Below are 13,106 nucleotides of genomic sequence, written 5' to 3' on the forward strand. Positions count from 1 at the left end.
TTTAGACTTTCGGTCTCAGGTAGTTTGTGATGCGCACGGTGGATAAGAGCTTCCCGGCCTCATCAGTCATTTTGATTTCGTGGGTGGTGAGGGTTTTCCCTAACTTCACGGCGGTGCAGGTGCCGGTGACCAGCCCCTCCGAGATGGCAGAGTGATGCGAAGCATTTAGCTCAATACCCACCGCAAATCCCCAGGGATGCGCGTGAACATTGGCTGCAAAGCTTCCGAGTGATTCAGCCAACACCACGTGAGCGCCGCCGTGCAATAAACCAATCGGCTGCGTATTACCCAAAACCGGCATGGTCGCGACGGCCTTTTCGGCGCTGAGTTCGATTAGCACAATTCCCATTTTTTCGGCCAGCGGGCCGAGGCCGCGCTGTTTCATGAGCTCGTAGGCGTTTGAGGAGGCTGGAACGTCTTTGTTAGTCACGATGATTGGCTCCTTGGCGAAGTAGGCTTGCGGGCATGAGTTCCCTACAAAAGCCTACTCTTTTGCTAATTGATGGTCATTCACTAGCGTTTCGGGCCTTTTACGCCCTTAGTCCAGATAACTTCAAGAATGCGCAAGGCCAGCACACCAACGCTGTGCACGGCTTTATCTCGATGATGCTAAACATCCTTGAGCTCGAAAAACCCACTCACCTTTGTGTGGCGTTCGACGTGTCTCGAGAGAGCTTCAGAACTATCGAGCTTCCTGAATATAAGGGCACTAGGGGTGAGACGCCAGAGGAATTTCTCGGTCAAACCGAGCTCTTGGTCGAGGCGCTAAACGCCATGAACATCAGTTCGGTCTCAAGGCAAAATTTTGAGGCTGATGATTTGCTGGCATCTCTGGCCTTTCAAGGCGAGCAAGCAGGCATGAATGTACTTGTAGTTTCTGGAGACCGAGACACCTTTCAGCTGATTCGCGAAACAGTCACCGTTCTATACCCCGTTAAGGGTGTGATGAACCTAGCGAGAATGAATGACACGGCCGTTTATGAGAAATACGGCGTCCACGCTATTCAGTACCCGGAATTAGCGGCATTGGTGGGGGAGACCAGTGACAACCTGAAAGGCATCCCAGGGGTCGGACCCAAAACCGCTGCCAAGTGGATTCAGCAATTCGGATCACTCACCGCGATCCTCGAGCACGCATCAGAGATCCCGGGCAAAGTCGGCGAGAGCCTCAGAGAACACCAAGAACTGGCGGTTAGAAACCGCAGGCTAAACCACCTATTGACTGACCTTGAATTTGATTTTTCAATCGAAGATCTCAAGCTCGGCCCAGTTAATGAGTCAGCGCTGCAAGAGGTCTTTGCTAAATTGTCGTTCCGCACCCTTTTGACTCGAGTTCTCAAACTACGCGGCTCAAACGGGTCTCAACACAACGCGATACGCGCTGAAATTGAACCTGATAGCAATCCGGCCATGGACTCAGCCCAATCAACTGCCGTCGCGGCCAAAAGGTCGGTAATTGATCTTCCCACCGAGCCGCCAAAAGCCCAAGTTGCAAATCTTGAGACACTGTTGAACCTTATTCAATCGGGTGGCGCGGCTATTTCGATAGAGATTGCCGAGTCCAAGATTGTTGGCTGCGGAGTTGCCACCAAAGATGCGCGGTTCACCTGGGACGGTCAGGATACGGCCGGACTTATCGTGCTCATCGAAAGTGGCGGCTTCAGCGCTTGGGACTCCAAGGGTCTTTCCAGAAGACTTAATGCCATCGGATTGAAACTGGGTCAAGTTTCAGACGATGCCCTACTGGCTTGCTATCTAAATGATCCGGTCGCAAAAGATGTAAACCCCGATGCGATGCTTCGAACCCATGCCGGCATCGACATTATTCGCGAGGATGCAAATCAACTTTTGGCCGAATCGGATCCATCCTTGGATGCTTGGATTTACGCGTGCCTGATGGCTGTCATGATTCCAGAGCTCGAAGGCCAAGATGCCCTGGGGGTCTACCGAGATATCGAGATTCCCGCTTCCAGAGTGCTAGCTGCAATGGAGCAGCGAGGTATTGCGATTGACAAAGGTATTTTGCAGGCTCAATTCGAGGATCTCACCGAGGAGGTCAATGCAATCGCCGCCCAGGCCTACTCAATCATCGGCCACGAAGTTAATCTCGCTTCTCCTAAGCAGCTCCAGGCAGTGCTGTTCGAAGAGCTCGGCATGCAGGGCACTCGGAGTGTGAAAACTGGCTTTTCGACCAACGCCGAGGCGCTGGCAACTTTATTCGAACAAACCGAGCATCCATTTTTGGAGCGCCTTCTTGCACACCGGGATGCCAGCAAGCTAAAGCAAATCGCTGAAACTCTAATGAAGGCAATCGAACCAGATGGCAGAATTCACACCAGTTATTCTCAGGTCGGAACTTCAACCGGCAGGCTTTCTTCAGAAAACCCAAACCTGCAAAACATTCCGATAAAGACGGTTCGAGGTCAAAAGCTGCGCAGTGCGTTTATTGCGGGTAAGGATTTTGAAACTCTCCTCACCGCCGACTACTCGCAGATTGAGATGCGGATTATGGCGCATCTTTCCGAAGATGAAGGATTAATCCAAGCCTTCAATGCCGGCGAGGACCTGCACAGTTTTGTCGGCTCAAGAATATACGGAGTTGAGCCAAGCGAAGTCGACGCTGGTATGCGATCTAAAGTCAAGGCGATGAGCTACGGACTGGTGTACGGGCTCAGCGAGTTTGGGCTCGGGAGACAGTTGCGGATTACCGGTGCCGAGGCTAAACAGCTAATGAGCGACTACTTCGCTAGATTCGGCGGGGTCAAGACATATCTCGACCAAGTCGTGCAGCGGGCTAAAGCACTCGGCTACACGGCAACAATTTACGGCAGAAGAAGGCCTTTCCCCGATCTTAACTCCAAGATCTTTCAGGTGCGCGAGAACGCCCGTAGGGCGGCGTTGAACGCACCGATTCAAGGAACTGCGGCGGATGTCATGAAGCTCGCCATGATCAAGGTCTTCGACGAAATGAACGCTCGCGGACTCAAGTCCGAGCTTTTATTGCAGGTTCACGATGAATTGGTGTTTGCAGTAGCCCCCGGCGAACTCGAAACCCTCACGAAACTGGCAACCGAAACCATGCGAGACATCGTGATACTAAGCGTTCCCCTAGAAGTCCATATCGGTGTCGGGGCGAACTGGGAACTGGCAGGGCACTAGTAAAACCAGTAAGCTTTGGGAAGTGCCTTCGGCATTGATTATGTCCATTTGTTGGGCCAAAACTAATAGGTGAAACTTTGGTTTGGCGCGACCCGAGTAAATAAAAGAAGAAGTAATCTAAATATGGCAACTACAGCAACTGCAAAACCCGTTCAGGTAGCAGTCAACGACATTGGCTCCAAAGAAGAATTTCTAGCCGCAGTCGAAGCAACTCTCAAGTTTTTCAACGATGGAGACCTAATCTCCGGCATCGTCGTGAAGATTGATCGCGATGAGGTCCTCCTAGACGTTGGTTATAAAACCGAAGGCGTGATCCCATCCCGCGAGCTCTCCATCCGCCAGGATGCGAACCCGAGTGACATCGTCAAGGTTGGCGATGCAATTGAGGCCCTTGTTCTTCAAAAAGAAGATAAAGAAGGCCGACTAATTTTGTCCAAGAAGCGCGCACAGTACGAGCGCGCTTGGGGTGATGTGGAGAAGATCAAGGAAGCCGATGGCGTAGTCACCGGTACCGTGATTGAAATCGTGAAGGGCGGTGTCATTGTTGACATCGGACTTCGCGGCTTCTTGCCAGCATCGCTGATTGAACTACGCCGTGTTCGCGACCTTGCTCCCTATTTGGGCACCGAGGTTGAGGCCAAGATACTAGAACTAGACAAGAACCGGAACAATGTTGTGCTTTCGCGTCGTGCCCTATTGGAGCAGAGTCAAAGTGCAAGCCGCACCACCTTCATGAATGACCTAGTAAAGGGTCAAGTTCGTACCGGTGTGGTTTCCTCAATCGTAAACTTCGGTGCGTTCATTGACCTAGGTGGAGTGGACGGTCTAGTTCACGTCTCCGAGTTGAGCTGGAAGCACATCGAGCACGCCAGCGAGGTAGTAGAAGTTGGTCAAGAGGTTACCGTTGAGGTTCTAGAGGTAGACCAGGAGCGCGAGCGCGTTTCGTTGTCACTCAAAGCAACCCAGGAAGACCCATGGCAGCTGTTTGCTCGCACCCACGCGATTGGGCAGTACATCCCAGGCAAGGTCACCAAAATTGTTCCGTTCGGAGCATTTGTTCGAGTGGCTGACGGCATCGAGGGACTTGTCCACATCTCCGAACTTTCGGCCAGACATGTTGAGCACGCCGACCAGGTTGTTTCCGTGAACCAGGAAGTCTTTGTGAAGCTAATCGACATCGACCTAGAGCGTCGTAGAATCTCCCTATCGCTAAAGCAGGCACTTGAAGAAGTGGATGCTCAGGGCACCGAGTTCAACCCGGTACTCTACGGAATGAGTGCGGACTATGACGAAAACGGTCAGTACCGCTACCCAGAGGGCTTTGACCCTGCAACCAGCGAATGGAAGGCAGGCTTCGAAGAAGCTCGCACCAAGTGGGAAGCAGAATACGCCGAAGCCCATGCTCGCTGGGAACTCCACAAGGTTCAGGCCAAGGAATCTGCAGCACACCTAGCTGCTTTGCCAGAAACCCCAGCCCCATCCATGGAAGCCTCAGCGTCCTCCGGAACAGCTTCAGACCAGGGAACTCTGGCTGACGACGAGTCGCTTGCCGCTTTGCGCGACAAGCTCTCCGGTGATAAGGCCTAAAGAAAAATTCAAATCGATGACCCGGGATGCGAAAGCATCCCGGGTTTCGTTTTATCCTTGAGGGTGCTTATCGGATTAACCGGCGGGATCGGTTCAGGTAAATCCACCGTCGCCAGGCGCTGGGTTGAATTGGGAGCGACTGAAATAGACGCGGACCTTTTAGCCAGGGAGGCAGTTGAGCCCGAAAGTGAAGGCCTCACTCTCCTAGTCGAAGAATTTGGTGCTGGAATTTTGCAGCCAACCGGAGAACTGGATCGCGGCCTTCTCGCTGCCCTGATTTTTGGGGATGAGGTGGCTCGCCTAAAGGTTGAAGCGATTCTTCATCCGCTGATCCAAGAGCTCGCAGCAAAAAGAGTTGCCGCGACTTCTGGGGTCATCATTTATTCAATTCCTCTGATGGTAGAGACTCAATCGAAACTGCGCTTTGACAAAATTGTCGCAATTAGTTGCAGCGAAAAGACCAGAATTACGAGACTTATCAAAACTCGCGCAATGACAGTAGAGCAAGCCCGTCTAAGAGTTGATGCTCAAGCCAGCGATGCTGAGCGCGAAGCAATTGCTGATTTTGTTATCAATTCGGATTGCTCCTTGCCGGAGTTGATTAGTCGGGCTGATGTGATTTACGCATCTTTGAGCGCATAGGGTTAACGGATGCTTGATGATGTCAGACCCTTTCGCGCGGTAACTCCATTTGAACCATCTGGGGACCAGCCACAAGCCATCAGGGAAATCACCGAGCGACTGACAAATGGCGAGCGGGACGTAGTTTTGCTCGGCGCTACCGGAACCGGAAAGTCTGCAACAACTGCCTGGGTGATAGAAAAACTGCAACGCCCGACCCTTGTTATTGCGCACAATAAAACCCTGGCTGCTCAATTAGCCTCAGAGCTCAGGGAAATGTTCCCAGAAAACGCCGTCGAGTATTTTGTGAGCTATTACGACTACTACCAGCCCGAGGCATACGTGCCACAAACTGACACTTTTATTGAGAAGGACTCCACTATTAACGAGGAGGTGGAGCGGCTGCGCTATTCGGCCACCATGTCGCTATTATCCCGCCGGGATGTAATTGTGGTCGCAACCGTTTCTTGTATATATGGCCTTGGTGCCCCGAAGGAATACCTCGCCCAATCTTTACCCTTGCAGGTTGGGCAGAAGATTGATAGAGACGAATTGATTCGAGCACTAGTTGCTATTCAGTATCAAAGAAATGATGTTGAGTTCACTCGAGGAAATTTCAGGGTCAAGGGGGACACTCTTGAGATCATTGCGGTTTACGACGAAGAGGCCACCAGGATTGAATTTTTTGGCGATGAAATAGAAAAGATTTACCGCATTCATTCTTTGACCGGCGAGATTCTGATGGAGCGCGACTCAGTGGCAATCTACCCGGCCAGCTACTACGTAGCACCGCCCGAAAAGATGGCCCTAGCAATAGAAGCCATCGAGGAAGAGCTAGAGACAACCTATAAGGATTTTGAGCGTCAAGGCAAGCTCTTAGAAGCTCAAAGAATCAAGATGCGCACCACCTTTGACATCGAGTCAATCAAGGAGCTTGGTTTCTGCTCCGGTATTGAGAACTACTCCAGACACATTGATGGCCGAGCTCAAGGTGAACCCTCCGCCTGCTTGCTCGATTATTTTCCAGATGACTTCCTAACCGTGATCGACGAATCGCACGTTACCGTGTCACAAATTGGTGCTATGTCGATGGGAGACGCATCGCGCAAGCGAACCCTGGTTGAGCATGGTTTTAGGCTGCCGTCGGCTATGGATAATAGACCGCTTCGATTTGAAGAATTCCTTCAACGAACTGGTCAAACCCTTTATCTTTCAGCAACCCCATCAAAATACGAGCTCGGTTTAGCAGATGGCGTAGTCGAGCAAATAATTCGCCCGACCGGCCTGGTTGACCCTCAGATTGTGGTGAAGCCATCCAAGGGTCAAATCGATGACTTGCTCGAGGAAATTAGGCTTCGTACCGAACGCAATGAGCGTGTTCTAGTTACAACACTGACCAAGCGCCTAGCCGAAGAAGTCACCGAGTACTTCACCGAGATGGGCGTGCGCGTTAGGTACTTGCACTCCGATGTTGACACCCTGCGAAGGGTGGAAATCCTGCGCGAATTGCGTCAGGGGCTTTTCGATGTGCTGGTAGGAATCAACCTTCTGAGAGAGGGTCTTGATTTACCTGAGGTTTCCTTAGTCTCGATTCTCGATGCGGATAAGGAGGGCTTTCTGCGCTCCACAACCTCGCTCATTCAGACCATTGGAAGGGCTGCGAGAAACATAAATGGCGAGGTCCACATGTATGCCGATCGAATTACCAACTCGATGGAGCGTGCGATCGATGAGACCAACCGCAGGCGCGAGAAGCAAGTTGCCTATAACCTTGAAAACGGCATTGACCCGCAGCCGCTTCGGAAAAAGATTGCCGACATTACTGATCAGTTGATGCGAGAAGAAATTGACACCCAGTCCCTGATTGACTCACTAAAAAAAGACAGCAAAGTCAAAGGTCAAGCGCCTAAAATGCGCGGCCGCAAAGACATCGGCGCCAAAGGCGCCGAACACCTTCTTGGCATAATTCTTGACCTTGACGCCCAGATGAAATTAGCGGCCAGCGAGCTCAAGTTCGAGCTGGCAGGAAGAATAAGAGACGAAATTGGGGAGCTTAAGAAAGAGCTTAGACAATTGGAAGCTGCCGGCCATGCGTAAACTTCTCAAGTGACCATTAAGACACCCAAAGGCTCAAAGCTCTCAATCAAGGGCGCGCGAGTCCACAACCTTAAAAACTTAGATTTAGAGATACCAAAAAACGCGATGGTGGTGTTCACAGGACTATCGGGATCCGGAAAATCCTCGCTTGCTTTTGACACAATCTTCGCTGAAGGTCAGCGTCGATACGTTGAATCACTTAGCGCCTACGCCAGGCAATTCCTGGGCCAAGTTGACCGACCGGATGTTGACTTTATTGAAGGACTTAGCCCCGCAGTTTCGATTGATCAAAAATCAACCAACCGAAACCCGCGCTCCACTGTGGGCACCATTACTGAGATTCATGATTATTTGCGGTTGCTCTGGGCCAGAATCGGAATCCCACACTGCCATGTCTGCGGGGAAGTTATTGCCAAGCAAACTCCCCAGGCGATAGTCGATCAACTCATGGAATTACCCGATGGCACGAAGTTTCAACTGCTGGCTCCAATTGTGCAGCAGAAAAAAGGCGAGTTCGTCGATCTTTTTGCGTCCCTTCAGGCCCAGGGCTATGCCAGGGCGGTGGTCGATGGTGAGACCATAGTTCTCAGCGAGGCAAAGCCACTAAAAAAGTCCTTTAAACACGATATCTCCGTGGTTGTTGATCGCCTAGCGATGAAGCCCGAGGTGATTTCTCGTCTTACCGATTCGATTGAGACCACGCTAAAACTGGCTGACGGCAGGGTGGTGGTTGACTTTGTTGATGAAAAGCGCACCCGTACTTTTTCCGAGCGCCTCAGTTGCCCAAACGAACACGATTTAGCGCTAACCGAGATAGAACCCAGGACCTTCAGTTTTAACGCGCCCTTTGGCGCCTGTCCGGTTTGCTCTGGTCTTGGCACCAAAATGGCGGTTGACGTTGACCTTGTAATTGGCGACCCTGGTAGCAGTATTCGCGAGGGCGTAATTCTTCCGTGGTCGACCCAGGGCAAGGGCCTTTACAGCTATTTTGTGAGACTGCTCGATGGTCTAGCAACAGATCTTGAATTCAGCCTCGACACCCCCTGGGAGAAACTTCCCGAAGAGACTCAGGCCGCAATTTTGCGTGGCAATGACTTTGAAGTGCAAGTTAAGTGGCGCTCACGCTTTGGCCGAGAGATGCGTTACACCTCGGGATTTGAAGGAGTGCTCCCCTATATCGAAAGACGCTATTTGGAGTCAGAAAATGACTGGTCAAGAGGCAAGTGGTCTGATTTTTTGCGGGAAATTCCTTGCCCGGCCTGCGATGGTGCAAGATTGCGACCGGAGGTTTTAGCGGTGACGGTGCACAGCAAGTCGATTCACGATGTTGCTGCCCTGAGCCTCGCAAGGGCTCACGAATTCTTTGATGGCTTAGAGCTGACCAAGCGCGAGTCCACAATTGCCGCCCAGGTGCTTCGTGAGATTAGGGCCAGGCTCGATTTCTTGCTGGCCGTGGGCCTGGATTACTTGTCTCTGGAACGAGCAGCCGGTTCCCTATCTGGAGGCGAAGCCCAGCGAATTCGCTTAGCAACTCAAATCGGTGCTGGTTTGACCGGTGTGCTCTATGTGCTAGATGAACCGAGCATCGGCTTGCATCAACGAGACAACCGCCGATTGATTGAGACCCTTTTAAAGCTGCGCGATTTGGGGAACACGCTGATTGTTGTTGAGCACGATGAGGATACGATTCGGGCGGCCGACTGGTTGGTTGACATCGGCCCGGGTGCCGGTCTGAATGGTGGTGAGGTTGTTCACTCGGGAAGCTACCTAGAAATTCTCAAGAACCCGAACTCAGCCACCGGCGCCTACCTATCGGGCCGAAGCAAGATTGAAACCCCCGCCAAGCGTCGAAAGGTAGATCCAAAGCGCAAGATCAGAGTCGTTGGAGCGCGCGAGAACAACTTGCAAAACGTAGACGTGGATTTCCCGCTCGGGGTAATGACTGCAGTTACTGGAGTTAGTGGCTCAGGTAAGTCCTCCCTGGTGAACGATGTTCTTTACGAGGTGCTTGCTAACAAGCTAAACCGTGCCAAGGGCGTTGCTGGAAAGCACACTCGAATCGAAGGCTTGGATCAACTTGACAAGGTCGTGCACGTAGATCAGGCTCCAATTGGCAGGACGCCAAGATCCAACCCGGCAACCTACACCGGAGTATTTGATAAAATTCGCGCTCTCTTCGCGGAGACCCCCGAGGCGAAGGTTCGAGGCTATCAGCAGGGGAGATTCTCCTTCAACGTCAAGGGTGGAAGGTGCGAGACCTGTTCCGGAGATGGCACCATTCGAATCGAAATGAACTTCTTACCCGATGTTTACGTGATGTGCGAAGACTGCAAGGGTGCCCGATATAACCGCGAGACCCTGCAGGTGAAATACAAGGGCGCATCGATTGGTGATGTTCTGAACATGCCAATCAACGATGCGGCTGAGTTCTTCGCACCGATTAATTCGATTGCAAGATTCTTGAACACCCTGGTTGATGTTGGCTTGGGCTATGTCACCCTTGGACAGAGCGCCACCACGCTTTCCGGTGGAGAGGCCCAGCGAGTGAAACTCGCCACCGAACTGCAGCGTCGATCAACGGGTAAGACGATTTACGTATTAGATGAGCCGACCACCGGGCTGCACTTCGAAGATGTTCGCAAGCTTCTATTAGTTCTAAACGGCCTGGTCGAAAAAGGCAACACCGTTATTGTGATAGAGCACAACCTTGATGTGATCAGATGCGCTGATTGGGTGATTGACCTTGGCCCAGAAGGTGGGTCCGGGGGAGGGCTCGTGGTTGCTCAGGGCACCCCGGAACAGATTGCTAAATCACCCGCTAGCCACACCGGCAAATTTCTTGGCGAGCTTCTTGGCTAACCATGGCTAAGGACCTGGCGTTCAGACCCGCAACCGGCGAAATCCCAACCAGGCCGGGGGTTTACCGTTTTTTGGATGCCACCGGCAGGGTGCTGTATGTCGGTAAAGCTAAGAACCTTCGTGCCAGGCTATCTAATTATTTTGGGCCACTAGAAAAACTTCATGAGCGCACTCAGCGCATGCTTTTAAAAGCTAGTGACGTTAAATGGACCATAGTCGATACCGAATACGATGCGCTGACCCTCGAATTTCAATGGATTAAGGAGTTCGACCCGCCCTACAACGTTCGTTTTCGAGATGATAAAACCTACCCATATCTAGCCATCTCGATGGCCGATGAGGTGCCCAGGGTATTTATTACCAGAAATCGCACTCTCAAGGGTGTTCGCTATTTTGGGCCTTACACCCACTCGTGGGCACTCAGAGAGACACTCGACACCTTATTGAAGGTATATCCGATGCGCTCCTGTTCGGCTGGCATTTACCAAAGAGCGAAGCGTCAAAATCGCCCCTGCCTATTGGCGGATATTGGAAAGTGTTCTGCGCCCTGTGTTGACTGGATTACAAAGCCAGAGCACAAGTCGCTGGCGAAGCGGTTCGGAGATTTTGTTGCTTCCGGCAATGATTCTCACGTGGCTGTGCTCAGAGACAAGATGCGAGATGCTTCTCTGATTGAGAACTACGAGTTGGCCGCTCACTATCGTGACGATGTTGCAGCCTTAGAGAAGGTCTTGGAGAAGAGCACAGTTGTTCTTTCGGAGGCGATAGATGCCGACCTAATAGGTCTCGAGCGGGATGAGCTCTCCGCAGCTGTCTCCTTATTTATTATTAGGGGCGGCAGGATTCGCGGTAACCGCTCGATGGTAGTCGATCTCGAGCTTGATCGAAGTAATGAAGAGTTGGTGGAATACGTTCTGCAAGAGATCTACACACCAAGCGAGAAGCTAGCGGCCACCGAGGTGCCGAAGAACATTTGGGTTCCCGAAATGCCAGCCGACGCAAAGCAGGTTGAAGCTTGGTTGAGCTCAATTAGGGGCTCCGCAGTAAGAATCCAAGTCCCGTTGCGTGGTGAAAAGGCAACGCTGGCCAAGACCGCGAGGGCGAACGCCGCCCACGCCCTAAAGACTTATAAGCTCAAGCGCACCAGTGACTTCACTGCCCGAGCAGATGCCCTCTCCGGGATTCAGCGGGCCCTCGAGATGGAAAATGCGCCACTAAGAATTGAATGCTTTGACATCTCGCATTTGGGTGGCACCGGAACCGTGGGTTCCATGGTCGTCTTCGAGGATGGCCTGCCTAAAAAAGATCATTATCGGAAGTTTAATCTTGAGACTGCGGATGACACCGAGTCGATTTATCAGGTTCTGATGAGGCGCCTGAAGTATCTCGCCGATGATCAGAGCTCAGAGAAATTTAGCTACCGCCCGGCACTAATGCTGATCGATGGTGGGATGCCTCAACGAAACGCCGCGCTCAGGGCTCTCAAGGATTCAGGGGTCCAGGGAGTCACCATTGCGACTCTGGCAAAAAGACTCGAAGAGATTTTTGTCGCTGGAACCGATTACCCGGTCATTTTGCCAAGAACATCGGAGGAGCTGTTCTTGTTGCAGCGAATTCGGGATGAGGCCCACCGGTTTGCTATTTCTGCCCAGCGAGCTTCGCGAAGCAAGTCCATCTCCAGCCAATTGCTAGAAATTCCAGGACTCGGCGAGGCCAAGGCGAGAGCACTCTTGCGAAAGTTCGGTTCACTCAAGCGAATCCGGGTTGCTTCCATAGCGGAAATTAGTGATTTGCCTGGGTTTAGTGCCAAATTGGCGCAACAGATAAAAGATTCGCTACCAAACTAAGTTTTTTCTAACCAGGCGACACGCCGAAAGGATAATCTAGGAGGCGACTCAGATTGGGGAGAGATGGAAGCGAACAAGAAACCTGAACTGCTTGTGGTTACAGGCATGTCGGGAGCTGGTCGCTCGACCGTAGGCAACGCCCTGGAAGACCAGGGTTGGTATGTCATAGACAATCTTCCGCCACAATTATTGGGTCCGATAAATGATTTGTTTTCTCTTAGCAAAGCCAATCTCCCGAAGATTGCGGTCATCATCGATGTTCGCGGCGGTGAGTTTTTCACCGAACTACAAACCTATATTCAGCAACTTCGAAAGCGCGAAATCAACGTTCGGCTTCTGTTTCTCGAGGCAAACGATTCGGCACTCGTAAAAAGATTTGAGTCGGTCAGACGTCCGCACCCGCTCCAAGAAGATGGGACAGTACTTGATGGCATCGGTAAAGAACGGGCGGAGCTGCTAAATCTTCGCGAGAGTGCTGATGTGGTGTTTGATACCTCGGATTCGAATGTGCACCAACTAACAAACAGAGTGAATGACGCTTTTTCAGCCTCTAACTCGGGGCTCAAAATAAACGTCATGAGTTTTGGTTTTAAATATGGCCTACCGGCCGATTCGGACCTCGTGGCAGACGCGCGGTTTATCTCAAACCCGCACTGGAAAGAAGAGTTGCGGGACAAGACTGGCAACGACCCAGAGGTTTTGGAATACGTGCTTGAGCAACCCGGGGTCAAAGAGTTCATCGAGAATTATGTGGCCACGCTTCGGATTGTCCTAACGGGTTACCGCAAGGAAAATAAGAGATTCGCAACTATTGCTATCGGTTGCACCGGTGGCAAGCACCGGTCAGTGGCATTGGCCAACACCATCGCAAAAATTCTTAGCGATGAAGACGATGTTAAGGTCTCTGTGCAGCACCGCGACCTAGGCAGAGAGTAG

General features: G+C 51.8%; 8 protein-coding genes. 7 read left to right on the top strand and 1 reads right to left on the bottom strand.

What is annotated here, in order from left to right:
* Nucleotide 1: 1 nt before the first annotated feature.
* On the bottom strand, nt 2-385 hold the full coding sequence (locus tag BLP47_RS06000; RefSeq protein ID WP_091853010.1) for a PaaI family thioesterase: 384 nt from the start codon (nt 383-385) through the stop codon (nt 2-4).
* A gap of 80 nt (nt 386-465) precedes the next feature.
* Here BLP47_RS06000 and polA point away from each other — a divergent pair, with 80 nt between their 5' ends.
* The 7 genes from polA (at nt 466) to rapZ (ending at nt 13,106) form a co-directional block, all read left to right on the top strand.
* Entirely contained in the window at nt 466-3,159 is a 2,694-nt protein-coding gene (gene polA, locus BLP47_RS06005) for a DNA polymerase I (RefSeq protein WP_091851512.1), read from the top strand.
* A gap of 123 nt (nt 3,160-3,282) precedes the next feature.
* Nucleotides 3,283-4,746 carry a 30S ribosomal protein S1 gene (gene rpsA / locus BLP47_RS06010; RefSeq protein ID WP_091853014.1) on the top strand — a complete coding sequence of 488 codons (1,464 nt, stop codon included), beginning with the start codon at nt 3,283-3,285 and terminating at the stop codon, nt 4,744-4,746.
* Between the two features lie 63 nt (nt 4,747-4,809).
* Nucleotides 4,810-5,388 carry a dephospho-CoA kinase gene (coaE, locus tag BLP47_RS06015; protein WP_157671542.1) on the top strand — a complete coding sequence of 193 codons (579 nt, stop codon included), beginning with the start codon at nt 4,810-4,812 and terminating at the stop codon, nt 5,386-5,388.
* Between the two features lie 9 nt (nt 5,389-5,397).
* A complete protein-coding gene (uvrB, locus tag BLP47_RS06020) occupies nt 5,398-7,464 on the top strand; it encodes an excinuclease ABC subunit UvrB (protein WP_091851518.1) in 2,067 nt (688 codons plus the stop codon).
* 9 nt (nt 7,465-7,473) lie between these two features.
* Nucleotides 7,474-10,323: an excinuclease ABC subunit UvrA gene (uvrA, locus tag BLP47_RS06025; RefSeq protein WP_091851521.1), complete on the top strand. Its 2,850-nt coding sequence runs from the start codon at nt 7,474-7,476 to the stop codon at nt 10,321-10,323.
* 2 nt (nt 10,324-10,325) lie between these two features.
* A complete protein-coding gene (uvrC, locus tag BLP47_RS06030) occupies nt 10,326-12,170 on the top strand; it encodes an excinuclease ABC subunit UvrC (RefSeq protein ID WP_091851524.1) in 1,845 nt (614 codons plus the stop codon).
* Nucleotides 12,171-12,233: 63 nt separating this feature from the next.
* Nucleotides 12,234-13,106 carry an RNase adapter RapZ gene (gene rapZ, locus BLP47_RS06035; RefSeq protein WP_091851527.1) on the top strand — a complete coding sequence of 291 codons (873 nt, stop codon included), beginning with the start codon at nt 12,234-12,236 and terminating at the stop codon, nt 13,104-13,106.

This window comes from Candidatus Aquiluna sp. UB-MaderosW2red, assembly GCF_900100865.1.
Lineage (GTDB): Bacteria > Actinomycetota > Actinomycetes > Actinomycetales > Microbacteriaceae > Aquiluna.